The sequence below is a fragment of the Thalassotalea sp. 273M-4 genome (genome assembly GCF_041410465.1).
Taxonomy (GTDB): Bacteria; Pseudomonadota; Gammaproteobacteria; order Enterobacterales; family Alteromonadaceae; genus Thalassotalea_A; species Thalassotalea_A aquiviva.
Map to the genome: position 1 here is coordinate 865,640 of NZ_CP166961.1, position 25,354 is coordinate 890,993.

Below are 25,354 nucleotides of genomic sequence, written 5' to 3' on the forward strand. Positions count from 1 at the left end.
TAATAGTTTTTTACATTATATCGAGGAGGCATTCATGCCGGTAACTAATTTAGATGAATTGAATGACATGATTTTGCGCGTAAAAGCAGCGCAAAAAGAATTCTCTACCTTTCCACAAGAAAAAGTTGATAAAATTTTCCGTGCAGCATCTTTAGCTGCAAACAATGCTCGCATTCCTTTAGCTCAAATGGCTGCTGAAGAGTCTGGTATGGGGATTGTTGAAGATAAAGTTATTAAAAACCACTTCGCTTCAGAATTTATTTACAACAAATATAAAGATGAAAAAACCTGTGGTATTTTAAGTGAAAATGAAGAGTTTGGTACCATTGAAATTGCAGAGCCTGTGGGTATCATCTGTGGTATCGTACCTACAACGAACCCAACCTCTACTGCGATTTTTAAATCATTAATCTCATTAAAAACGCGTAACGCGATTATATTTTCTCCTCACCCGCGGGCAAAAAATTCAACCAACACCGCGGCTAAAATTGTTCTAGATGCTGCTGTTGCAGCGGGTGCGCCAAAAGACATCATCGGTTGGATTGACCAACCATCTGTTGAGCTTTCTAACACGCTTATGAAGCATGATGAAATTAACCTAATCTTGGCAACTGGTGGTCCAGGTATGGTTAAAGCTGCTTACTCTTCAGGTAAGCCGGCGATTGGTGTTGGTGCTGGTAACGTACCAGTGGTGATTGATGAAACAGCTGACATCAAGCGTGCGGTAGCGTCAGTGCTTATGTCAAAAACTTTCGATAACGGTGTGGTTTGTGCCTCTGAGCAAGCGGTTATCGTCATGGACGAAGTATACGAGCAAGTTAAAGAGCGTTTTGCTTCTCACAACGGTTATGTATTAAGCAAAGCCGAAGCGGATAAAGTACGTAAAGTGCTTCTTATCGACGGTAACTTAAATGCTGCAATCGTTGGCCAACCAGCGGTTAAAATTGCTGAGTTAGCTGGTGTTAAGGTACCAGCAAGCACTAAAATCCTTATCGGTGAAGGTACACAAGTAAGCTACGATGACGAGTTTGCCCACGAGAAACTATCACCAACGCTTGGTTTATTCCGCGCATCTTCTTTTGAAAATGCGGTTGATCAAGCGTGTACTATGGTTGATATCGGTGGTATCGGTCATACTTCAGCAATTTACACCAACCAAGATAAGAACAAAGATCGCATTAAGTACTTTGGCGATCGCATGAAGACCGCTCGTATCTTAGTAAACATCCCAACCTCACATGGTGGTATTGGTGACCTTTACAACTTCAACGTAGCGCCTTCTTTAACATTAGGTTGTGGTTCTTGGGGTGGTAACTCAATTTCTGAAAACGTAGGTCCTAAGCACCTTATTAATAAGAAAACTGTAGCTAAGCGAGCTGAGAACATGTTGTGGCATAAACTTCCAAAATCTATCTACTTCCGCCGTGGTAGCTTACCAATTGCATTAAGCGATCTTGAAGGTAAGAAGCGTGCGATGATCGTGACCGACAAGTTCTTATACAACAACGGTTACACGGCTGAAATCTCAAAAATCTTAAAAGATATGGGTATTGACAGCCACGTATTCTCTGACGTAGAAGCGGATCCTACATTATCTATCGTTAAGCGTGGTGCTGATGCGATGGCGAGCTTCCAACCAGACATTATTATCGCTCTAGGTGGTGGTTCTCCAATGGACGCAGCAAAAATTATGTGGGTAATGTACGAGCACCCAGAAACTGCGTTTGAAGAATTAGCATTACGTTTTATGGACATTCGTAAACGTATTTACAAATTCCCTAAAATGGGTAAAAAAGCAGAGTTAGTATGTATCACAACAACATCGGGTACAGGTTCAGAAGTAACGCCATTTGCTGTTGTAACAGATGATGCTACAGGCGCTAAATACCCACTAGCTGATTACGAATTAACACCAAATATGGCTATCGTTGATGCGAACCTTGTAATGAACATGCCTAAGTCTTTAACCGCTTTTGGTGGTTACGATGCGGTAACGCACGCCTTAGAAGCTTATGTTTCTGTGCTAGCGAATGAATATTCAGATGGTCAAGCTTTACAAGCGCTTAAACTGCTTAAAGAGTACTTACCATCAAGCTATGCAAACGGTGCAAATGACCCAATCGCTCGTGAGAAAGTACACAATGCAGCAACCATCGCTGGGATCGCATTTGCTAACGCTTTCTTAGGTGTATGTCACTCAATGGCGCACAAAATCGGTGCTGAGTTCCACTTACCACACGGTTTAGCTAACGCGCTATTAATCAGCAACGTGGTACGTTACAACGCAACCGATAACCCAACTAAGCAAACAGCGTTCTCACAATACGACCGTCCACAAGCACGTCGTCGTTACGCTGAAGTTGCTGACCACTTAGAGTTATCTCAACCAGGTGATCGCACCGGTGACAAAGTGGAGCGCCTACTTGCTTGGTTAGACGAGCTAAAAGTCAACCTAGATATTCCTAAGTCTATCCAATTAGCGGGTGTATCTGAAAACGACTTTATGGCAAAACTAGACGAGCTTTCAGTTGAAGCGTTTGATGACCAATGTACATCAGCGAACCCTCGTTACCCACTTATCAGTGAGCTTAAAGAGGTATTAACAGCGTCTTTCTACGGTAAAGACTATGTTGAAGCGGTAGATGCTGAAGTGGTTGAAGAGCCCAAAAAAGCGACTAAAAAGAAAAAGTAATTTTTCGATAAGCTAATAGTTAAAATCCCAGGCAATGCCTGGGATTTTTTTGTCTTAAATCAAGTCACATCAACAACGTTTTATGCGGTTAAATCTTGTGCATTGACAGTGTTGCAACCTGATGCTAACGTGCTGAAAAATAATAATAAAAGGTTTTTAGCCATGAAGCGATTTGTTGCCTTAATCGTTATACTTCTAAGTTCGTCCTGCGCTGTACTAGCGCAACAACTCCCCGTTGATGTATTTGCCAAACTCCCAGCGAAAAGTTTAATGACCTTATCACCTAATGCCGAGCGTATGGCGTATCGCGATACCTCTGATGGTAAAGATATGATGGTGGTGATTGACTTAAAACAGCAGAAAATGGTGACCGCCATTAATGTCGCCGATGTAAAGCCAACGGCTGTGTACTTTGTTGATAATAATACACTTATCTTTAGAGTCATGGACAATACACGTTTTCTCGGTTATCGCGATCGGCACAATGTCAGTGTTGCCTATTCGTTTGACATTAAACGCAATGAGTTTCAGCAACTGTTATTACCGGGTTATGGTATTTTACATCAAGCGCAAACCGGACTTGGCCACATTGTTGGGCTCACACCGGATAAAAAATACGCCTTTATGACGGCGTATAACAAAGAGGTGGCATTAGATTTATTTAAGGTAAATTTAAGCAAACGGCCAAAGCCGAGAATTGCTAAACGCGGCACGCTTGATACTGTCGACTTTTTTGTCGGCAAAGACGGGATTGTTTTAGCCAGAGAACGTTATAACAACGACAGAAACCTGCACATCGTTGAACGTAACGATGACGGTGATTGGGTTGAAATTTTTAAAGAGGAAACCCCATATCGTATTAAAGGTTTTGAAGGCATTACCCCAGACCAAAAAAGCTTGGTGATGATTTCGCAAGATGATGAACATGGTCGTTGGTCTTATTACACTATGTCGCTAACGGATGGCAGTATTTCAGAACCCATATTTAGTCGTGAAGATAAAGATGTAGAACGCGTAATAGTCGATATTCATCGTGTGGTACATGGCGTGCAATACTCTGGTTTTACCCCGAGTTATGAATTTTTTGATAAGAAATTAAATGCGCGTATGGCGGGTATTCGTAAAGCCATGCCCAATAATACCTTTACCCTGACTGATTACACTCAAGACTGGAACAATATGGTGTTTTACATGGAAGGGGAGATGAGCTCGGGTGATTACATTATGTATCAGCAAGGTGGCCTTAATTTATTGGCTTCAGCTCGACCTGATATTGCGCCACAGTTAGTTAATCCAACAACCGTGTATTCATTTAAGGCACGTGATGGTTTAACGATTCCGTCGTTAATGACCTTACCTGTCGGTAACAAAGCGGAAAAATTACCGGCCATTTTATTACCGCACGGTGGTCCTGCATCTTACGATACTTTGAGCTTTGATTTTTTAACACAATACTTTGCTAGCCAGGGGTATGTGGTTATTCGCCCACAATTTCGTGGCTCAGAAGGTTTTGGCCCCGAACATTTATTGGCTGGGGATGGCGAGTGGGGCGGTAAAATGCAAGACGATTTAACCGATGCGGTCAATGACTTAGTGGCTAAAGGCGTAGTAGATAAAGCTAAGGTGTGTATTGTTGGTGCCAGTTATGGTGGTTATGCTGCCCTTGCTGGTGCCACTTTTACCCCTGATATGTACCAGTGCGCGATATCGATTAATGGTGTATCAGATGTAAATGCCATGATAGTTACCCGTCGTAAAAATTATGGTAGTAACAGTTGGGTGGTTGCCTACTGGGAAAAAGCTATTGCTAAAGGTGACTATAATAAAGTGGACTTAGATGACATTTCGCCAATTAATCATATTAATAAAATTCAAATCCCAATTTTATTAATCCATGGTGAGCGTGATAAAGTGGTGCGTTTTAAACAATCTGAAGATATGTTTGATGAACTAGAAGATGCCGATAAAGAGGTTACGTTTGTAGAACTCGAAGAAGGCGATCATTATTTAAGTTCAGCCAAGAATAGGCTAAAAGCACTGCAAGCGATAGACAAGTTTATCAAAAAACACATTTAGCGCACTTTAGCTTAATAAGTTCGGTATAAGTTAAAACCTGAAACACTTAAAGTTTCAGGTTTTTTCTATCCGTTATCACCGGCAGGATTAAATATTTAAAAACTCTCTGATCGCTTGTTCTTGTTCAAGTGCATCTTGGTAACCCAGTTGAATCAGTTTTTTACAGTATTCTTGTTCAAATAGAATATAAGACGTGAGGGTGGTTTCGGTGTTACGGTGGACGCCAAAAAAGCGCAGCAATAGGCGGATTGACCAAGTCATTTCATCGTAAAACTCATTGGCAATAACGTGAAAATCGGCCGAAGGGTTAATTATAAACGAGTCGACTACCCGTAAATTTGACTGTAAATCGCGTTTGTTCTTTTCGATTAGCTTTACCGTTTTATTGATTCGGTGCATGCGTTCTAAATCACTTGCAAGGGCCTCGCTAAACACCGTATCCATTAACTTACCGGCAATATTGGCAATGCTTGGAGCTTGTTTAAAATTAACCGCATGATGCAGGCGTTTTTGCGGTTGCTCCGTTCCAACAATAAACAGTTTCTCGGCGCCAAGGTGAATGGGCGTACTGAGCGGGGATAATTGACTGACAGAGCCATCGCCATAGTGATTTTGCCCAATTTGTACCGATGGAAAGATCATTGGAATCGCTGCTGATGCCATTAAGTGCTCTGTATTTAACTGAGTTTGAATGCCACGCCTTTTGCTCCTAACCCAGGGTTGAATAGATTTATCGGCTTGGTAAAAACTGATCGACTCGCCAGAGTGATAACTGGATGCAGTAACCGCAATCGACGATAAATAGCCCGTTAAAATATTGGCATCAATACGCTTAAAGTCGATGACGTTTGTTAATAATTGTCTTAATGGCGCATTATTTAGCAAACTATTGGGCGTTTTAGGGGCATACCCAGCTTGAAAGCTACTAAAGACACCTCGAAGGATGTGACCAAATACTTTGCTCACAGAACTATGATAAACGTGGTTGGTTTTTAAATTATTCCAAACATATTCAAGTTTACGAATACCTAAATGAAAACACGAAGCGTAGCAAGCAATGGTGGTCGCATTTATAGCCCCAGCAGAGGTGCCGCTAATAATAGGAAATGGAATGCCATGGTTTCTTGGCATGAAGGTGGCGACAGCTTTTAATACCCCAACTTGATAAGCCGCACTGGCTCCCCCTCCCGTAAGTAAAAGTGCTGTTTTACAGCCTTTGTAACTTTTTTTGGTGAGCTTAGTTTTATTTTTGATTTGGGCATTGGCATTTTTTGTCATTTAAGACCCGAAGATGAATTTCTTTTTATCCCTTACTTTAATAATGTTTGATAAATCTAAAATGTAAAGGCTAAATCATTCAGTGTTTCCTAAAGTCTTATATCTTATCGACAGAATTTTTCGCCAATGAAACCACCATAATGTGTATGTAAGGCTTTGTTTTATTGTGCTTTTGTTTTCGATGGTTGTGGTAATGTCACTAAGCGTTAAGGGCATTGGCAACTTTTGATCTAGGCGACTTTCCCAAAGCTTGGCTGATAAACCAACTGGCTTTTACCAATTTAGTTAAGTCTATGCCATGCTCAATGCCCAACCCATTTAGCATATAAACCACATCCTCTGTTGCAACATTTCCCGACGCGCCTTTTGCATAGGGGCAACCTCCCAGGCCAGACGTTGCAGCATCGATTACCCCAACCCCTTGTTGTAGGGCATGGTGAATATTGACCAAAGCTTGACCATAGGTATCATGAAAATGAACCGCTAAATTTTTCATTGGCACATGCTGATTTACAGCGCCAAGCATGGCATCAACAGTGCTGATGGTGCCAACACCAATGGTGTCGCCTAAAGAAATTTCATAACAGCCCATTTCAAATAATGCTTTAGCTACCTTCGCAACCTGTTGTGGTGCAATCTGGCCTTCATAAGGACAGCCAACGACACAAGATACATAACCACGTACTTTTATATTATGCTCTTTTGCCGCTTTCATAATAGGGCGAAAACGTTCAAAAGATTGCTCTATTGAGCAATTAATATTGTTTTGACTGAAGGTTTCAGATGCTGAACCAAAAATGGCAACTTCTTCAATGCCTGCTACAAGGGCGTTATCAAAACCTTGCATATTTGGGGTTAATGCAGCGTAGGTCACCCCATATTGCCGGTTAAGTTGGTTAAATACCTCAGTCGATGTCGCCATTTGAGGGACCCATTTAGGTGAAACAAAACTGCCACTTTCAATATAACTCAAGCCCGCTTTGACCAATTGTTCAATAAAGGCGACTTTGGTGTCTGCACTGATGATTTTATCTTCATTTTGCAAACCATCACGTGGCCCTACTTCAACAATTTTGACGCTATTGGGTAAGCTCATTAGGTTTGCTCCGTTATATCAAAGCTGAGTAAGGTTGCACCACCGTCCACTAAATCACCTGGGCTATAGTAAAACTCAGTGACCTTGCCTGAAGTCGGAGCTCGAATGGTATGTTCCATTTTCATGGCTTCCATAACCATCAGCGGTTGCTCTTTCTCAACCCGTTCACCTATATCAACAAGTCGAGTTACCATGGTGCCATTCATCGGCGCGGTAAAGCTTGCATCTGTGTTCTCGATACTTTCATCACCGAGAACTTTAGGGGTTTGATAAAAGTGACAGACGCCATCGTCATTAAACAAGCTGTATTGATCTTGTTCTAAATGATGTTGGGCTACGGTGACGCTTTGTCGATGATGGTCAATTGTACAAATTAATGTATCGCCTTTGATTTCACCCTCACAGATAACAGTATGCTCGTTAAAACTGAGCGCATAGCGCCAAGGTGCTTGTGATTTTAATAACACAGCCTCAACTTGGTATGAGGTGTTATCTAGGGTTAGGTCAATCCATTGTCGATTAGCACCATTGAGTCTAAATCCATTGGGTTGATGCCAAGGCGAGAAGGGATCTGAGCTGTTATTGGCTAAAACTTTTGTGTTGCTAGCTTGCGCTAATAGCAAATACATTGTCGCTTGTGCAATGGTGTTAGCAGGCGTTTGGCTTTTGCGATGAAAGATCAAATCTTGGTGTTTATCAATAAAGCCCGTGTCTAACTCGGCATTTATAAATGGTTTAGCTGTGGCCAAGTTATACAAAAAGTCGATGTTGGTGGTGACCCCTTGCACGCGAAATGTACGCAGTGCCTTCGCCAATCGATGTAGAGCTAAGGTTCTGTTTTGATCCCAAACAATTAATTTTGCGATCATCGGATCGTAATAAACACTCACTTCATCACCTTGACGAACACCGGAGTCGACTCGAACATGCTGATTTTGTTCCGGCGTCTGTAGAAAGCTCAAGATGCCAGTGGCTGGGAGAAAGTCATTGTTAGGATCTTCAGCATAAATTCTTGCTTCAAAGGCATGACCTTTAATTTGCAGTTGCTCTTGGGTTAAAGGCAAGGGGTGATTAAAAGCTACCTTTAGTTGCCATTCCACCAAATCTTGTCCGGTTATTTTTTCGGTAACAGGGTGTTCTACTTGTAATCGAGTATTCATTTCCATGAAATAAAATGAATCATCGACATCGAGCAAAAATTCAACGGTACCCGCGCCACAATAATTAATGGCTTTAGCCGCTTGAATCGCCGCTTGCCCCATACGTTCTCGTAATTTTTCGCTTAGACCAGGGGCGGGCGCCTCTTCAATGACTTTTTGATGACGCCGTTGCAAGGAGCAATCACGTTCAAACAAGTACACCGCATTATTGTGTTGATCGCAAAACACTTGGATCTCAACATGGCGAGGCTGAGTTAAATACTTTTCAACCAGCATCTGATCATCACCAAAAGACGACATTGACTCTCTTTTCGCAGCAGCAAGCGCTTGTTCAAACTCATCACTCGACCACACTTGACGCATGCCTTTGCCACCGCCACCGGCGGACGCTTTTAATAACACTGGGTAACCCATGTTGTCCGCAACTTTTTTCAAAGTGGATATAGATTGATCGTCGCCATGATAGCCAGGCACCAAGGGGACATTGGCTTGCTCCATAATGGTTTTGGCCGCTGATTTTGAACCCATGGCTTTGATGGCTTCCACACCAGGTCCAATAAAGACAATATTATGCTCGGCGCAGGCTTGGCAAAAGTTGGCATTTTCAGAGAGAAAACCATAACCTGGGTGAATTGCTTGAGCGTTGGTTTTTAATGCCGCATCGATCACTTTATCTATTGCCAAATAACTGTCACGCGATGGCGAAGGGCCAATATACACAGCTTCATCGGCCATATTTACATGTTTAGCATCGCTGTCTGCATCTGAATATATGGCGACAGTCGCGATACCAAGGTGCTTCGCTGTTTTGATCACGCGACAGGCTATCTCGCCACGATTTGCTATTAATATTTTTGTAAACATGGGCTACCTACCAGTTGGGACGACGTTTCTCTAAAAAGGCGGTTAAGCCCTCTTGTCCTTGTTTTGACACTCGAATGTCGGCGATTCGTTGGCTTGTTTGGTCAATCAACGTTGAGTTTATTGGCTGATTTGCGACCTCAAAAATAAGCCTTTTAGCTTGCGCCAACGCGTGTGGACTATTGGCTAACATCATTTGACCAAAATGCTCAACAGTTTGGTCAAGTTCGTGGTGACTGACCAATTCATTAATTAAACCTAATTTAAGCGCTTGTTTGGCATCAAAGGGTTCCGCGGTTAAAAAGTAGCGTCGGCAAGCCTTTTCACCGATGGCCCTGATCACATAAGGGCTGATGGTCGCAGGGATAAGCCCTAATTTTACTTCCGACAATGAAAACTTGGCTTTATCGCTGGCAATTGCAATATCGCAACAACTGACTAAGCCAACAGCACCGCCAAAGGCCGCACCTTGTACTTTAGCGATGGTCGGTATTGGCAACTCGTTTAGGGTTTTTAGCATGTGGGCCAATCGCGTTGCATCATCAAGGTTTTGTTGATGAGAATAGGTTGCCATCTTTTTCATCCAAGCTAAGTCCGCACCGGCACAAAAGCTTTTACCTCGGGCGGCTAAAACCATCAGTTTTACTTGTTTATTTGCTTTTAGTTGGTCAAAGGTTTGGCTTAATAATGCAATAATATGTTCATCAAAGGCGTTATGTTTTTCGGCCATATTTAAGGTAACGGTGGCGACCCCTTTATCTGATAAATGCAACAGTACCTTGGGTTCTTGCTCTTGTTTGCTTTTCGTTAAGCTTGTTTTTGTATTCATCTTGCTGCCTTACATCCTAAATACGCCAAAACGTGTTGATTCAATTTCTTTATTGAGCGAGGCTGAAATACACAACCCTAACACTTCTCGACTATCGGCAGGATCTATGATGCCATCATCCCATAACCGAGCCGATGCATAATATGGATGGCCTTGTTGTTCGTATAAATCAATGATCGGCTGTTTAAATTGCGCTTCTTCAGCTGCTGACCATTTGATATTGGCTTTGTCTTTTTGATCTCGTTTTACTTGTGCTAAGACGCCTGCAGCTTGTTCACCACCCATCACAGAAATACGAGCATTTGGCCACATGAACATAAATCGAGGATCGAAAGCTCTGCCACACATGCCATAGTTACCTGCACCAAAGCTACCGCCAATTAATAAGGTGAACTTGGGGACTTTCGCGCAGGCGACTGCATTGACCATTTTTGCCCCATGTTTCGCAATGCCACCACTTTCATACTGCTTACCCACCATAAATCCAGTGATGTTTTGCAAAAACACCAATGGGATCTTACGTTGAGCGCAAAGCTCAATAAAGTGAGCGCCTTTTTCGGCGGACTCACCAAATAAAATACCATTATTGGCAATTATGCCGACAGGGTAACCATAAATATTGGCAAAGCCACAGACTAATGTGGTGCCGTATAATGCTTTAAATTCGTCAAATTGACTGGCATCGACAATGCGGGCGATAACTTCACGGATATCAAAAGGTTGTTTTGGATCTTTGGGGATCACGCCATAGATTTCTTTGGGGTCATAAAGTGGCGGTTGCACCGCGGATATCTTGACCGAAATGGGTTTTATCCGATTTAAGTTTTTAATGGCTTGACGAGCTATGGTTAATGCATGGTGATCGTTTTGAGCAAAATGATCGGCCACCCCAGACGTTTTACAGTGCACTGTTGCTCCACCAAGCTCTTCTGCACTGACGACTTCACCGGTTGCCGCTTTGACCAAAGGTGGACCCGCCAAAAAAATAGTACCTTGCTCTTTCACTATGATCGACTCATCGGCCATCGCAGGAACATAGGCTCCTCCAGCAGTACAGGAGCCCATCACAACCGCTATTTGCGGGATGTTTTGTGCCGACATATTGGCTTGATTAAAGAAAATACGACCAAAATGTTCTTTATCGGGAAATACATCGTCTTGATTTGGTAAATTAGCGCCACCCGAGTCAACAAGATAAATACAGGGCAGATTATTCTCTTGCGCTATGGTTTGCGCTCTAAGATGCTTTTTAACCGTTAAAGGGTAATAAGTACCGCCTTTAACGGTGGCATCGTTGGCGACAATGATACATTCTTGACCAGCAACGCGACCGATCCCTGTAATAATGCCTGCTGCTGGCACATCATCAGAATAAACTTGATACGCTGCTAACTGAGATAATTCTAAAAATGCAGAGCCAGGGTCCAATAAATGGTAGATCCTATCGCGTGGCAGTAACTTACCTCGGTCCAGGTGACGTTGGCGACTTTTTTCACCACCACCTTGCTCTATAACCGCAACTTTATCTGCTAAGTCGTCAACGAGCGCTTGCATATGAGCGGCGTTATCAAAGAATTCTTCACTGCGTGTATTGATTTTACTTATTATTTTAGCCACGTTTACCCCTCGTAAAATGATGCCTTTGCCATTGTTTATTAAACCGACTCATTAAATAGTTCGCGGCCTATTAACATGCGGCGAATTTCAGATGTCCCCGCTCCGATTTCATATAATTTAGCATCACGCAACAAGCGACCTGCTGGAAACTCATTGATATAGCCATTCCCTCCAAGTAACTGAATGGCATCAAGCGCCATTTTTGTTGCTAATTCCGCCGAATATAAAATGGCGCCTGCTGCATCTTTGCGAGTGGTTTCACCGCGATCGCACGCTTGTGCTACGGCATAAACATAGGACTTGGCGGCATTCATTTGGGTATACATATCGGCAATTTTGCCTTGGATGAGTTGAAATTCACCTATCGATTGGCCAAATTGTTTGCGATCATGAATGTAGGGGACAACCAAATCCATACAAGCGTCCATAATGCCCAGTGGCCCACCAGAGAGCACAACACGTTCAAAGTCCAAACCTGACATTAAAACTTTTACCCCTTGACCGACCTCGCCTAATACATTTTCGGCAGGTATTTCACAGTCTTGAAAAACAAGTTCACAGGTATTAGAACCGCGCATACCTAACTTATCGAGTTTTTGGTGTCGACTAAAACCCGGTGAATCACCCTCAACAATAAATGCGGTGATCCCCTTGGCACCCGCACTTAAATCGGTTTTAGCGTAAATAATAAAAACATGCGCATCGGGTCCATTTGTGATCCACATTTTATTGCCGTTTAAAATGTAGTTGTCGCCTTTCTTTTCAGCTTTTAACTGCATACTAACAACATCTGAACCGGCATTGGGTTCAGACATTGCTAATGCGCCAATGTGTTCGCCAGAACAAAGCTTGGGTAAATACTTTTGTTTTTGTACAGGGGTACCGTTTTTGTTTAATTGGTTTAAACATAAATTCGAACAGGCACCATAACTTAAACCTACAGAAGCTGAAGCCCGACTTATTTCTTGCATTGCAACAACGTGCTCTAAATAGCCTAAGCCAGAGCCACCATAGGCTTCATCAACGGTCATCCCTAGCAACCCCATGTCGCCAAACTTACGCCATAAGTCATTTGGGAAGGTATTATCTTGATCAATTTGGCCAGCTCTTGGTGCTATTTCGTCCCGAGCGAAGGCATTAACCTGAGTTTGGATCATGTTAACGGTTTCACCTAAGTTGTAATTTAAACTGTTGAATGTTGAATGCATAAGAACTCGCCCTAATGTGTTTTATTTTTAATTGGATTGGTCTTTGTTTGGCTTAACATCGATGCTATTGATGTGTGCTTCCTCACATCGCTTTTCTAGTGTGCTAAGTTCAATCAACACAACTTTAATGTCATCTAATTGTTGGTAAAGAGCCGCTTTCTTTTCGTTGATCAACTCTTTTAGGGTATTCAATTGCGCTAGACTGGACTTATCGTTGTCATACAACTCAAACAAACGTCTTGTCTCAGCTAAACTAAACCCCAAACGTTTACCACGTAAAATAAGCTTTAATCGAACCCGATCTCGACTGTTATATATTCTCGTTTGTCCCTTTCTCATTGGAGACAACAGACCTTGGTCTTCATAAAACCTGATACTTCTATTGGTGATGTCAAACTCTCGAGACAAATCGCCAATACTGTAAGTCGTTACTTTTTGTTCCGTCATACGCCTAAATATGTTTAAAAAATACTCATTTAAAGTTGAGTATATCTTTGATGTAAGTTTACGTAAAGGTAATGTTTTCTTGTTTTTTGCTCCTGTTTACCTTGGTGTTAATTTAAATTTAGTGTGTATTGGGTGTTCTTTATGTAACAAACTTGTTTTAAAAAGTTTTATTTTTGTTGTTAGTTAACCTTGGCGTAACCTTGGTAATTGATGTAGTCTAGGGGGAATGTTAAAAAAAAATCAATAAGGGCTAGGTATGTCATCTTCCGATCCAATTGTTATTGTTTCTGCTGTAAGAACTCCTATGGGTGGTTTTATGGGGAGTCTTGCGAGTTTAAGCGCAACCGAACTTGGCGCAGTCGCCATTCGCGATGCCGTTACCAAAAGTGGGCTAACACCTGAGCAAATCGATGAAGTTTTCATGGGCAATGTTTTGTCTGCTGGAGTCAAGCAAGCCCCTGCAAGACAAGCGGCACTCGGTGGTGGTTTACCGTATTCAACGCTATGCACCACCATAAATAAAGTGTGTGGTTCTGGGATGAAAGCATTAATGAGTGCGCATGATGCGATTAAAGTTGGTTGCGTTGATATTGTTGTCGCCGGTGGCATGGAAAGCATGTCACAAGCCCCTTATATTCTACCTAAGATGCGCTCAGGTATGCGATTTGGTCATGGCGAAGTAAAAGATCATATGATGCTTGATGGTCTCGAAAATGCCTATGATGGCATGGCTATGGGCTGTTTTGCCCAAAACACGGCCGATAATATGGCGTTTACTCGAGAGCAAATGGATGATTATGCTTTAGAGTCATTAGCGCGAGCCAACAACGCTATTGCGAATAGTTTATTTAACGAAGAAATTGTACCGATAACGATAACAACTCGAAAGGGCGAGCATGTTATCGCTACCGATGAGCAACCAAGCAATGCCCGCCCCGAAAAAATTCCAACGTTAAAACCGGCATTTAAACGAGATGGTACCATTACCGCAGCTAATTCTAGCTCTATTTCTGATGGTGCAGCGGCATTAACCTTAATGTCTTTGTCTCAAGCGCATAAATTAGGTTTAACCCCATTATGTAAAATTGTTGCCCACGCTACTCATGCTCAACATCCAAGTGAATTTACTGCTGCTCCTGTTGGCGCCGTCAATAAGTTGTTAGAAAAAACTCAATGGAAAATCCAAGATATTGATTTGTTTGAAATTAACGAAGCGTTTGCGATGGTAACCATGCTGGCCATAAAAGAGTTGAACCTAGACTATGCCAAAGTCAATGTGCATGGCGGAGCGTGTGCATTAGGTCATCCTATCGGAGCCAGTGGTGCCCGTATAGTGGTCACTTTGATTCATGCCTTAAAACAGCGTGCTTTAAAGAAAGGCGTGGCAACCTTGTGTATTGGTGGTGGTGAGGCAACGGCTGTCGCCATAGAAATGATTTAATCGACGAGATAAGGGATTAGTACAATGAATTTTGATTTAACCGAAGATCAGCAAATGTTTGCTGATATGGCTCGTCAATTTGCCCAGGCAGAAATGGCACCTTTTGCCGCCAAATGGGATAAGGAACATATCTTTCCAAAAGAGGTGATTGCCAAAGCGGGAGAGCTTGGATTTTGTGGTTTGTACAGTCCTGAAGACGTCGGGGGATTGGGCTTGTCGCGATTAGACTGTTCAATTATTTTTGAACAACTCGCAATGGGGTGCACCACAACAACCGCGATGTTAACCATTCATAATATGGCGACTTGGATGATCGCAACGTGGGGTCTTGATGAGGTTAAACAAACTTGGTGTGCTGAATTAGTGAGTGGTCAAAAACTGGCTTCTTACTGTTTAACAGAGCCTGGTTCGGGTTCTGACGCCGCATCATTGAGAACAACCGCCAAAAAAGATGGTGAACATTACGTTATTAATGGTTCTAAAATGTTTATCTCTGGAGCCGGTGAAACCGATGTTTTGGTGGTTATGGCTCGTACGGGGGAGCAAGGGCCAAATGGCATTTCTGCGCTGCTAATTCCCGCAGATGCTGACGGTGTTATTTATGGTAAAGCCGAAGAAAAGCTAGGTTGGAATGCCCAACCCACCAAAATGATCACATTTGAGGATGTTCGTATCCCTATTTCGAACCTTTTAGGTGATGAAGGACAAGGCTTTGCAATGGCGATGAAAGGGTTAGATGGTGGTCGAATAAATATTGCGTCGTGTTCTATTGGCACAGCTCAACAAGCGTTAAATACCGCTAAAGAATACATGCTTGAACGCCAACAATTTGGCAAACCTATTGCCGCTTTTCAAGGCTTACAGTTTAAATTAGCCGATATGGCAACTGAACTGGTTGCTGCCAGACAAATGGTGCGTATGGCGGCTTATAAATTAGATTCCGCTCATCCTGAAAGAACCGCCTACTGTGCGATGGCTAAACAATTTGCGACCGATATTGGTTTTAAAGTGTGTGATGCAGCCCTGCAAATACACGGTGGTTATGGCTATATCAAAGAATACCCACTAGAGCGTTATTTTAGAGATGTGCGCGTGCACCAAATATTAGAAGGCACCAATGAAATTATGCGCGTTATCGTATCTCGACGATTACTAGATCAAGGTGCTGGCGAGATTTTGTGATCTTTAAGCTAGCAAAAACAATAAAGTTAAGTATGTTAAATAACTTAATAAAAATTAATATTACACAGGAATTACTATGTCAGACGTTGTCTTATTCGAATTATTAAAGTGCAGCAATGGTAAGCATATTGGCATTGCCACATTAAACTCGGAAAAGTCTTTAAACGCCCTAAGCCATAACATGGTGAAATCACTTTATCCAAAACTAAAAAGTTGGCAACAAGATGACAACATTGTTGCTGTTGTGCTGCAAGGCACTGGCTCTAAGGCATTTTGCGCTGGTGGTGATGTTGTCCATTTATATCATAACTTACCTAATCAACAAGGCGACAGTGCACCCGATGTTGAGGCTTTCTTTACCGATGAATATAAGTTGGACTTCTTAATCCATACCTTTGAAAAGCCTTTTATCGTATGGGGACACGGTATTGTTATGGGTGGGGGATTGGGTTTAATGGTTGGAGGCAGCCATCGAATCGTTACCGAAAATACCAAAATAGCGATGCCGGAAATCAGTATTGGTTTATATCCTGATGTCGGCGCAACCTATTTTTTAAACAAGATGCCAGATAATTGCGGCCTGTTTTTGGGGTTAACCGGAGCCACGATGAACGCTGCTGATGCGATCTATACGAATTTAGCGGATAACTTTATTACCAATGACAAAAAGTCTGAATTTATTATGAAATTGATCATGATTAATTGGTGTGAGTCGCTGGCATTAAATCATCAAAGAGTGAGTCATTTACTTCATGATTTAGAAGAAAAGTGCATGGTTCATATACCTGGTTCCAACGTGAAAAAACATCAAACGTTGATCAGCGAACTTACATCGGCCGACACCCTTGGCGAAATTGTAGAAGCGATTAAGTCTAAAGAAATTGATGATCAATGGTTTAACAAAGCACAAAAGTCATTATCACACGGTAGCCCGGTAAGCGCGCAACTTACTTATCGACAATTACAAGAAGGTAAAGACATGACCTTGGCTGATTGTTTTCGTCTTGAGCTGGGCATTTCGACCAAGTGTTCTGAGTTTGGGGAATTTAAAGAGGGGGTTAGAGCTCTGTTAATTGAAAAAGATAATAAGCCATCTTGGAAATACCCGTCGGTAGAGGCAGTTGCAGAGCAAGATATTGAATGGTTTTTTAGTCCGCAATGGGCTGATGTAGAACACCCTTTGGCAACATTAGGCAAATAACAACAATTATGGAGGCTGTATGGCCAAGATCACTTTTATCGGTTTAGGAAACATGGGCGCTCCTATGGCCCTTAATTTATTAAATGCAGGTGAGCAAGTTTGTGCATTTGATCTAAATTCACAAGCTGTGCAATCGATCGTAAAAGCGGGCGCAACATCATTTGATACAGCCAATAGATGTGTTCAAGATGCTGACATTGTGATCTCCATGCTGCCTGCCGGTAAACATGTAGAAGAGCTTTTTTTAGGCAAACAAGGCTTAATTAATCACATAAAACCCAACAGCTTAGTGATAGATTCTTCGACCATTGATAAACCGACAGTGGTGAAAGTAGCAAATGCTTTGGCCAAACATTCAATAGCGTTTGTTGATGCCCCTGTCTCTGGTGGGGTCGCTGGAGCTCAAGCCGGTACATTAAGTTTTATGGTGGGGGGGAGCGAAGAAGATTTTATTCGCGCGAAGCCAATATTAGAAAAAATGGGGACAAATATTTTTCATGCTGGCGACCTCGGTGCAGGTCAGGTGGCAAAAGTGTGCAACAACATGTTACTTGCCATTTTAATGTCGGGTACCTCAGAAGCGTTAAAGCTGGGTACAGATAACGGCTTAGATCCTAAGGTTTTATCGAACATCATGCTAAAAAGCTCAGGTCGTAATTGGACTTTAGAGTTATATAACCCAGTGCCTGGCGTGCTTGAAGATGTGCCCGCATCAAATGGTTACAAAGCGGGTTTTATGACCGACTTAATGATCAAAGATTTAGGTCTGGCAATGGCTGCAGCGGTTCAAAGCAAGTCATCTACGCCCATGGGGACATTAGCGCGTAGCCTATATACGTTACATGCTGGTAAAGGCCATGGAACAGAGGATTTTTCTAGTATTATCAAGATGTTTGAAAAGGAATAAAAATGGATTTACAAGATAAAGTCGTTGTAATCACCGGAGCGGGGGGAGGCTTAGGGCGGACTATGGCGGTTGAGTTCGCTAAACAAGGCGCCAAGTTAGCGCTCATAGATCTTACGGCTGAGGGACTCAACGAAACGGCAACTTTAGTACACTTGGCGAAAAGTGAAGCGAAAACTTATGTTTGTAATGTCACCAATGAAAGTGATGTTGAACAGACCTTTGGTCAAATAGCTTCCGATTTTAGCGGGATTGATGGTTTAATAAATAATGCAGGGATCTTAAGGGATGGCTTATTCGTTAAGGTCAAAGAAGGGGAAATCATCAATAAAATGTCACTAGAACAATTTCAATCTGTTATTGATGTAAACCTAACCGGTGTGTTTTTGTGTGCTAGAGAAGCCAGTGTGCAAATGATTAAACATCAGCGTAAAGGTGTTATCGTTAATATGTCTTCTATTGCAAGACAGGGGAATATTGGCCAAACAAACTATGCCGCATCAAAAGCCGGCGTAGTCGCTATGACGGTTACCTGGGCAAGAGAGCTTGGTAAACATGGAATTCGAGTTGGCGCAATTGCTCCTGGAGTGGTTGCAACCCCAATGACCGATGCCATGCGACCAGAGATGAGGCTAAGACTTGAACAAATGAAACCCGTTGGCCGATTAGGCACCCCAGAAGAAATCGCCCACACTGCGCGTTATATTTTTGAAAATGACTTTTTTACAGGACGGGTCGTTGAAATTGATGGTGGCTTAGCGATGTAGTTTGGCGCTAATGTGGTGACTAAATTGAAGACCGTCACCAAGTTGATTCGATCTATACATGTATTTTTTCTTCGCAAGAATGGCCTACATTAGCTGACAAAAAATGGTATATAAAGAAAAGCGAGTTTATACTCGCTTTTCTTTTCACTAATTAACAAAGTATAACCACCAATGAATAGAGCCTTATTTTTAGACCGTGACGGTATTATTAACCACGATCATGGTTATGTATTTCAACCAGAGCAATTTGATTTCATCGATGGAATTTTTACTTTGTGTCAGCATGCACAACAACAAGGGTTGAAAATAATCGTCATAACAAATCAATCTGGGATTGGTCGAGGTATGTATAGTGAACAACAGTTTTTAGACTTAACAAAGTGGATGATGGAGGCTTTTAATAAGAAAGGCATTCATATTACAGATGTGTTCTTTTGCCCGCATCATCCCACAAAAGCTCAAGGCGACTATAAAGTTGCATGCCAATGTCGCAAACCAGAACCTGGAATGATACTAGAAGCTGCGAAAAAACATCACATCGATTTAAAGCAAAGTATTTTCATTGGCGATAAAGTTTCAGATTTAAAAGCAGCGCAGAATGCTGGGGTACATAACCGCATCTTATTGCAAGGCCATTACGGTGATGATCAGGCAATAGAAGGCCACAGAATAGAAAAACTGCTAGATTCTTTACAATTCATTAATTAGTTTGGTGGTTTTTTGTTCAATCTTGAATTAATCTTATTTAATTCGAAAAAATAGTTGACGATTGCGCAAAAATCCATAGAATGCGCATCCTCTTCCGACGACAACCTTTATAAGGATTGTTAAGGAAATGATTGTTAAGTCAGCTCGATGAGAAAAGGGCTGTGTTTTAACATGTTTTATCCTAAGATATTGGGTTGAACGTCACCTCCAAAGTTGAAATGAAATTCAAATTATTTTCAAGAAAAGGGTTGACAATAAATCTGGGTGTCGTAAAATGCGCATCCTGCTTCGGACAAGGTCTGAAGCGTCGCAAGCAGCGAATGAGATTGCTTGTTTTATATGGAGTTACTGATTTATCTCCATATAAGTTCTTTAACAATTAGTTATCATGCAATTTGTGTGGGCACTCACATTAAGATTGATTTACAAAGCTACTAAGTATTTATACCGGTAGCACATTAACTTAATGATGATGACACACAAAATATATACATATGTTTTATGTAAAGTTTGTTTTTACTTTTTAAAGTGAAAACAACCAGCAAATTCATTGAGTCGATTCTTCGGAATCAAAAAACAACTTTTTAATTGAAGAGTTTGATCATGGCTCAGATTGAACGCTGGCGGCAGGCTTAACACATGCAAGTCGAGCGGTAACATTTCTAGCTTGCTAGAAGATGACGAGCGGCGGACGGGTGAGTAATGCTTGGGAATATGCCTTGAGGTGGGGGACAACAGTTGGAAACGACTGCTAATACCGCATAATGTCTACGGACCAAAGGAGGGGATCTTCGGACCTTTCGCCTTTAGATTAGCCCAAGTGAGATTAGCTAGATGGTGGGGTAAAGGCCTACCATGGCGACGATCTCTAGCTGGTTTGAGAGGATGATCAGCCACACTGGGACTGAGACACGGCCCAGACTCCTACGGGAGGCAGCAGTGGGGAATATTGCACAATGGGGGAAACCCTGATGCAGCCATGCCGCGTGTGTGAAGAAGGCCTTCGGGTTGTAAAGCACTTTCAGCGAGGAGGAAAGGTTAGTAGCTAATATCTGCTAGCTGTGACGTTACTCGCAGAAGAAGCACCGGCTAACTCCGTGCCAGCAGCCGCGGTAATACGGAGGGTGCGAGCGTTAATCGGAATTACTGGGCGTAAAGCGTGCGTAGGCGGATTGTTAAGCGAGATGTGAAAGCCCAGGGCTCAACCTTGGAACTGCATTTCGAACTGGCTGTCTAGAGTATTGTAGAGGGTGGTGGAATTTCCAGTGTAGCGGTGAAATGCGTAGAGATTGGAAGGAACATCAGTGGCGAAGGCGGCCACCTGGACAAATACTGACGCTGAGGCACGAAAGCGTGGGGAGCAAACAGGATTAGATACCCTGGTAGTCCACGCCGTAAACGATGTCAACTAGCTGTTTGTGTCTTTAAGACGTGGGTAGCGCAGCTAACGCGATAAGTTGACCGCCTGGGGAGTACGGCCGCAAGGTTAAAACTCAAATGAATTGACGGGGGCCCGCACAAGCGGTGGAGCATGTGGTTTAATTCGATGCAACGCGAAGAACCTTACCATCCCTTGACATCCAGAGAAGTCGCTAGAGATAGCTTCGTGCCTTCGGGAACTCTGAGACAGGTGCTGCATGGCTGTCGTCAGCTCGTGTTGTGAAATGTTGGGTTAAGTCCCGCAACGAGCGCAACCCTTATCCTTATTTGCCAGCACTTCGGGTGGGAACTTTAAGGAGACTGCCGGTGATAAACCGGAGGAAGGTGGGGACGACGTCAAGTCATCATGGCCCTTACGGGATGGGCTACACACGTGCTACAATGGCAGATACAAAGGGCAGCAAGACCGCGAGGTGGAGCGAATCCCATAAAGTCTGTCGTAGTCCGGATTGGAGTCTGCAACTCGACTCCATGAAGTCGGAATCGCTAGTAATCGTGGATCAGAATGCCGCGGTGAATACGTTCCCGGGCCTTGTACACACCGCCCGTCACACCATGGGAGTGGGTTGCAAAAGAAGTAGCTAGTTTAACCTTCGGGAGGACGGTTACCACTTTGTGATTCATGACTGGGGTGAAGTCGTAACAAGGTAACCCTAGGGGAACCTGGGGTTGGATCACCTCCTTACCTTAAGTAGACAACTTAATGAGTACGAAAGTACTGCGAGTGTTCACACAAATTGCACTGATAACGAAAGATAAAGACATACTCAGAAGTGGGGCTATAGCTCAGCTGGGAGAGCGCCTGCCTTGCACGCAGGAGGTCAGCAGTTCGATCCTGCTTAGCTCCACCATTTCTGAATTCTATACAGTAGGTCTGTAGCTCAGCTGGTTAGAGCGCACCCCTGATAAGGGTGAGGTCGGTAGTTCAAGTCTACTCAGACCTACCACTTTAGAATTTTAACTGTGTTATTTCAATGCTCGTTTAGTACACTAAACGTCGCATTAAAATGCCTTGTTAAACATCTAAAAAGATAGAAGTGTCGAAAAGGACGAAAAGCCAAATTTAAGGCATCAAGATGATGATTTAAATTTGGTTTTTTACCAACTTTATGCCGAATGTGCGCATAAATGTACTCTTTAACAATTTGGAAAGCTGATATTAAACCCGGTGTTTGTATCGATAACAACGTGTCGCACGATGTTATCAAATGATATAAGCACCAAAACGAAAACACATTCCTAGTGTTTTCAAACTAATTAATAATCTTTGATTATTGATTTTTTATACTCAAGTCATTCTTATTGAATGCGTGAAAATGTCAGGCGATACAATTAGTTCGGTTTAGTCACCGAACAGTCCAAGCAAATGCGGTCAGTTAATTGGCTGTATTGCGACGGAATTAGGCGCTTCTACAAAGCCGTCAATGTTTTCTCGAAATGCGCATAACGTGTTATGTAATCGAGAGGAATCAGAAGACAATGCCGTAGAAACGACTAATAACGAGCAAGACCGTTTGGGGTTGTATGGTTAAGTGACTAAGCGTATGTGGTGGATGCCTTGGCAGTTAGAGGCGATGAAGGACGTGTTAATCTGCGAAAAGCTGTGTTAAGCCGATAAAAGGCGTTATAGGCACAGATGTCCGAATGGGGAAACCCACTTGTCGTAAGGCAGGTATCATTAAGTGAATACATAGCTTAATGAGGCGAACCGGGAGAACTGAAACATCTAAGTACCCCGAGGAAAAGAAATCAACCGAGATTTCCTTAGTAGCGGCGAGCGAACGGGAATTAGCCCTTAAGCGGTTTGTAAATTAGTGGAATGCTCTGGAAAGGGCAGCGATACAGGGTGATAGCCCCGTACACGAAAATAAACTTACCGTGAAATCGAGTAGGTCGGGACACGAGAAATCTTGACTGAATATGGGGGGACCATCCTCCAAGGCTAAATACTCCTAACTGACCGATAGTGAACCAGTACCGTGAGGGAAAGGCGAAAAGAACCCCTGTGAGGGGAGTGAAATAGAACCTGAAACCGCATACGTACAAGCAGTGGAAGCCTACTTGTTAGGTGACTGCGTACCTTTTGTATAATGGGTCAGCGACTTATGTTCTGTAGCAAGGTTAACCGAATAGGGGAGCCGTAGCGAAAGCGAGTGTTAACTGCGCGTTTAGTTGCAGGGCATAGACCCGAAACCCGGCGATCTACCCATGGGCAGGTTGAAGGTTGAGTAACATCAACTGGAGGACCGAACACACGTATGTTGAAAAATGCGGTGATGACCTGTGGGTCGGAGTGAAAGGCTAATCAAGCCGGGAGATAGCTGGTTCTCCCCGAAATCTATTTAGGTAGAGCCTCGGACGAATACCATTGGGGGTAGAGCACTGTTAAGGCTAGGGGGTCATCCCGACTTACCAACCCTTTGCAAACTCCGAATACCAATGAGTACTATCCGGGAGACACACTGCGGGTGCTAACGTCCGTTGTGGAAAGGGAAACAACCCAGACCGCCAGCTAAGGTCCCAAAGTCATAGTTAAGTGGGAAACGATGTGGAAAGGCATAGACAGCTAGGAGGTTGGCTTAGAAGCAGCCACCCTTTAAAGAAAGCGTAATAGCTCACTAGTCGAGTCGGTCTGCGCGGAAGATGTAACGGGGCTAAACTATGCACCGAAGCTGCGGATTTGAACTTAGGTTCAAGTGGTAGGGGAGCGTTCTGTAAGCCGTTGAAGGTGTGTTGTAAAGCATGCTGGAGGTATCAGAAGTGCGAATGCTGACATGAGTAACGATAAGGGGAGTGAAAAACTCCCCCGCCGAAAGACCAAGGTTTCCTGTCCCATGTTAATCAGGGCAGGGTAAGTCGGCCCCTAAGGCGAGGCGGAAACGCGTAGTCGATGGGAAACAGATTAATATTTCTGTACTTCTTATAATTGCGAAGGAGGGACGGAGCAGGCTAGGCAAGCATGGCGTTGGTTGTCCATGTGAAAGTATGTAGGCTGAAGTTTTAGGTAAATCCGGAACTTCTTAAGGCTGAGATACGAGACGAGACTCTACGGAGTTGAAGTTGTTGATGCCCTACTTCCAGGAAAAGCTTCTAAGCATCAGATTATAAGGAACCGTACCCCAAACCGACACAGGTGGTTAGGTAGAGAATACTAAGGCGCTTGAGAGAACTCGGGTGAAGGAACTAGGCAAAATAGTACCGTAACTTCGGGAGAAGGTACGCTGACTTTGGTGATGGGACTTGCTCCTTAAGCTGAGGTCAGTCGAAGTAACCAGGTGGCTGGAACTGTTTATTAAAAACACAGCACTGTGCAAAATCGAAAGATGACGTATACGGTGTGACGCCTGCCCGGTGCCGGAAGGTTAATTGATTGGGTTAGCGCAAGCGAAGCTCATGATCGAAGCCCCGGTAAACGGCGGCCGTAACTATAACGGTCCTAAGGTAGCGAAATTCCTTGTCGGGTAAGTTCCGACCTGCACGAATGGCGTAATCATGGCCACACTGTCTCCACCCGAGACTCAGTGAAATTGAATTTGCGGTTAAGATGCCGTATACCCGCGGCTAGACGGAAAGACCCCGTGAACCTTTACTATAGCTTGACAGTGAACATTGCTCCTACATGTGTAGGATAGGTGGGAGGCTTTGAAGCAACGTCGCCAGATGTTGTGGAGCCAATCTTGAAATACCACCCTTGTATGCGTGATGTTCTAACCTAGGTCTCTTATCGAGATTGGGGACACTGTCTGGTGGGTAGTTTGACTGGGGCGGTCTCCTCCCAAAGAGTAACGGAGGAGCACGAAGGTTGGCTAAGTACGGTCGGACATCGTACGGTTAGTGCAATGGCATAAGCCAGCTTAACTGCGAGACAGACACGTCGAGCAGGTACGAAAGTAGGTCATAGTGATCCGGTGGTTCTGTATGGAAGGGCCATCGCTCAACGGATAAAAGGTACTCCGGGGATAACAGGCTGATACCGCCCAAGAGTTCATATCGACGGCGGTGTTTGGCACCTCGATGTCGGCTCATCACATCCTGGGGCTGAAGTCGGTCCCAAGGGTATGGCTGTTCGCCATTTAAAGTGGTACGCGAGCTGGGTTTAGAACGTCGTGAGACAGTTCGGTCCCTATCTGCCGTGGGCGTTTGAGAATTGAAGAGGGCTGCTCCTAGTACGAGAGGACCGGAGTGGACGAACCGCTGGTGTTCGGGTTGTCATGCCAATGGCATTGCCCGGTAGCTATGTTCGGAACTGATAACCGCTGAAAGCATCTAAGCGGGAAGCAGGCTTTGAGATGAGTTCTCACTGGGACTTTAAGTCCCCTAAAGGGTCGTCGGAGACTACGACGTTGATAGGTCAGGTGTGTAAGGGTTGCGAGGCCTTGAGCTAACTGATACTAATTGCCCGTGAGGCTTAACCATACAACACCCAAGAGGTTTTGTAGGTTTGACA

General features: G+C 43.4%; 15 protein-coding genes, 2 tRNA genes and 2 rRNA genes. 12 read left to right on the forward strand and 7 right to left on the reverse strand.

Translation table 11 applies throughout. From position 1 onward, the window contains the following. Positions 1-34: 34 nt before the first annotated feature. A complete protein-coding gene (adhE, locus tag ACAY00_RS03875; protein WP_371377489.1) occupies positions 35-2,692 on the forward strand; it encodes a bifunctional acetaldehyde-CoA/alcohol dehydrogenase in 2,658 nt (885 codons plus the stop codon). A gap of 162 nt (positions 2,693-2,854) precedes the next feature. Continuing rightward, positions 2,855-4,768 (forward strand): alpha/beta hydrolase family protein, encoded by a 1,914-nt coding sequence (locus ACAY00_RS03880; protein WP_371377491.1) that lies wholly within the window; start codon positions 2,855-2,857, stop codon positions 4,766-4,768. Positions 4,769-4,855: 87 nt separating this feature from the next. Here the strand turns inward: ACAY00_RS03880 and ACAY00_RS03885 are convergent, their stop codons facing one another. From ACAY00_RS03885 to ACAY00_RS03915, 7 genes are all read right to left on the reverse strand, one after another. Then, positions 4,856-6,046 (reverse strand): patatin-like phospholipase family protein, encoded by a 1,191-nt coding sequence (locus ACAY00_RS03885; RefSeq protein ID WP_371377494.1) that lies wholly within the window; start codon positions 6,044-6,046, stop codon positions 4,856-4,858. Positions 6,047-6,245: 199 nt separating this feature from the next. After that, positions 6,246-7,142, reverse strand: coding sequence for a hydroxymethylglutaryl-CoA lyase (locus ACAY00_RS03890; protein WP_371377497.1), 897 nt, complete (start codon positions 7,140-7,142; stop codon positions 6,246-6,248). After that, positions 7,142-9,166 (reverse strand): acetyl-CoA carboxylase biotin carboxylase subunit, encoded by a 2,025-nt coding sequence (locus ACAY00_RS03895; RefSeq protein ID WP_371377499.1) that lies wholly within the window; start codon positions 9,164-9,166, stop codon positions 7,142-7,144. Before ACAY00_RS03895 ends, ACAY00_RS03890 begins: the two co-directional genes overlap by 1 nt. 7 nt (positions 9,167-9,173) lie before the next feature. Then, positions 9,174-9,992, reverse strand: coding sequence for an enoyl-CoA hydratase/isomerase family protein (locus tag ACAY00_RS03900; RefSeq protein WP_371377501.1), 819 nt, complete (start codon positions 9,990-9,992; stop codon positions 9,174-9,176). Between the two features lie 9 nt (positions 9,993-10,001). Beyond that, a complete protein-coding gene (locus tag ACAY00_RS03905; RefSeq protein ID WP_371377504.1) occupies positions 10,002-11,609 on the reverse strand; it encodes a carboxyl transferase domain-containing protein in 1,608 nt (535 codons plus the stop codon). Between the two features lie 38 nt (positions 11,610-11,647). Further along, complete coding sequence (locus ACAY00_RS03910; RefSeq protein ID WP_371377507.1) at positions 11,648-12,817, reverse strand: isovaleryl-CoA dehydrogenase; 1,170 nt, start codon at positions 12,815-12,817, stop codon at positions 11,648-11,650. Positions 12,818-12,844: 27 nt separating this feature from the next. Further along, a complete protein-coding gene (locus ACAY00_RS03915; protein ID WP_371377510.1) occupies positions 12,845-13,264 on the reverse strand; it encodes a MerR family DNA-binding transcriptional regulator in 420 nt (139 codons plus the stop codon). Positions 13,265-13,520: 256 nt separating this feature from the next. Here ACAY00_RS03915 and ACAY00_RS03920 point away from each other — a divergent pair, with 256 nt between their 5' ends. From ACAY00_RS03920 to ACAY00_RS03965, 10 genes are all read left to right on the forward strand, one after another. Continuing rightward, positions 13,521-14,705 carry an acetyl-CoA C-acyltransferase gene (locus ACAY00_RS03920; RefSeq protein WP_371377512.1) on the forward strand — a complete coding sequence of 395 codons (1,185 nt, stop codon included), beginning with the start codon at positions 13,521-13,523 and terminating at the stop codon, positions 14,703-14,705. Between the two features lie 24 nt (positions 14,706-14,729). Then, positions 14,730-15,887 carry an acyl-CoA dehydrogenase family protein gene (locus tag ACAY00_RS03925; RefSeq protein ID WP_371377515.1) on the forward strand — a complete coding sequence of 386 codons (1,158 nt, stop codon included), beginning with the start codon at positions 14,730-14,732 and terminating at the stop codon, positions 15,885-15,887. Positions 15,888-15,963: 76 nt separating this feature from the next. Then, positions 15,964-17,088 carry an enoyl-CoA hydratase/isomerase family protein gene (locus ACAY00_RS03930; RefSeq protein ID WP_371377517.1) on the forward strand — a complete coding sequence of 375 codons (1,125 nt, stop codon included), beginning with the start codon at positions 15,964-15,966 and terminating at the stop codon, positions 17,086-17,088. 19 nt (positions 17,089-17,107) lie between these two features. Continuing rightward, a complete protein-coding gene (gene mmsB, locus ACAY00_RS03935; protein WP_371377519.1) occupies positions 17,108-17,995 on the forward strand; it encodes a 3-hydroxyisobutyrate dehydrogenase in 888 nt (295 codons plus the stop codon). A 2-nt stretch (positions 17,996-17,997) separates the two neighbouring features. Then, the gene (locus ACAY00_RS03940; RefSeq protein ID WP_371377522.1) at positions 17,998-18,759 is read left to right on the forward strand and encodes an SDR family oxidoreductase; all 762 of its coding nucleotides are present in this window, start codon (positions 17,998-18,000) and stop codon (positions 18,757-18,759) included. 171 nt (positions 18,760-18,930) lie between these two features. Then, positions 18,931-19,467 (forward strand): D-glycero-beta-D-manno-heptose 1,7-bisphosphate 7-phosphatase, encoded by a 537-nt coding sequence (gmhB, locus tag ACAY00_RS03945; RefSeq protein WP_371377524.1) that lies wholly within the window; start codon positions 18,931-18,933, stop codon positions 19,465-19,467. Between the two features lie 585 nt (positions 19,468-20,052). Then, positions 20,053-21,592: ribosomal RNA gene (locus ACAY00_RS03950) — 16S ribosomal RNA — on the forward strand. A 90-nt stretch (positions 21,593-21,682) separates the two neighbouring features. Beyond that, positions 21,683-21,758, forward strand: a tRNA-Ala gene (locus ACAY00_RS03955). 19 nt (positions 21,759-21,777) lie between these two features. Then, positions 21,778-21,854, forward strand: a tRNA-Ile gene (locus tag ACAY00_RS03960). Positions 21,855-22,433: 579 nt separating this feature from the next. Next, positions 22,434-25,323 (forward strand): 23S ribosomal RNA (locus tag ACAY00_RS03965). Together the 16S and 23S rRNA genes with 2 tRNA genes alongside form the textbook arrangement of a ribosomal RNA operon. The last annotated feature ends 31 nt before the right edge of the window (positions 25,324-25,354 follow it).

Coding starts and splice junctions, on each gene's coding strand:
- adhE (WP_371377489.1), top strand. CDS start 35: ATGCCGGTAACTAATTTAGATGAATTGAATGACATGATTTTGCGCGTA.
- ACAY00_RS03880 (WP_371377491.1), top strand. CDS start 2,855: ATGAAGCGATTTGTTGCCTTAATCGTTATACTTCTAAGTTCGTCCTGC.
- ACAY00_RS03885 (WP_371377494.1), bottom strand. CDS start 6,046: ATGACAAAAAATGCCAATGCCCAAATCAAAAATAAAACTAAGCTCACC.
- ACAY00_RS03890 (WP_371377497.1), bottom strand. CDS start 7,142: ATGAGCTTACCCAATAGCGTCAAAATTGTTGAAGTAGGGCCACGTGAT.
- ACAY00_RS03895 (WP_371377499.1), bottom strand. CDS start 9,166: ATGTTTACAAAAATATTAATAGCAAATCGTGGCGAGATAGCCTGTCGC.
- ACAY00_RS03900 (WP_371377501.1), bottom strand. CDS start 9,992: ATGAATACAAAAACAAGCTTAACGAAAAGCAAACAAGAGCAAGAACCC.
- ACAY00_RS03910 (WP_371377507.1), bottom strand. CDS start 12,817: ATGCATTCAACATTCAACAGTTTAAATTACAACTTAGGTGAAACCGTT.
- ACAY00_RS03915 (WP_371377510.1), bottom strand. CDS start 13,264: ATGACGGAACAAAAAGTAACGACTTACAGTATTGGCGATTTGTCTCGA.
- ACAY00_RS03920 (WP_371377512.1), top strand. CDS start 13,521: ATGTCATCTTCCGATCCAATTGTTATTGTTTCTGCTGTAAGAACTCCT.
- ACAY00_RS03925 (WP_371377515.1), top strand. CDS start 14,730: ATGAATTTTGATTTAACCGAAGATCAGCAAATGTTTGCTGATATGGCT.
- ACAY00_RS03930 (WP_371377517.1), top strand. CDS start 15,964: ATGTCAGACGTTGTCTTATTCGAATTATTAAAGTGCAGCAATGGTAAG.
- mmsB (WP_371377519.1), top strand. CDS start 17,108: ATGGCCAAGATCACTTTTATCGGTTTAGGAAACATGGGCGCTCCTATG.
- ACAY00_RS03940 (WP_371377522.1), top strand. CDS start 17,998: ATGGATTTACAAGATAAAGTCGTTGTAATCACCGGAGCGGGGGGAGGC.
- gmhB (WP_371377524.1), top strand. CDS start 18,931: ATGAATAGAGCCTTATTTTTAGACCGTGACGGTATTATTAACCACGAT.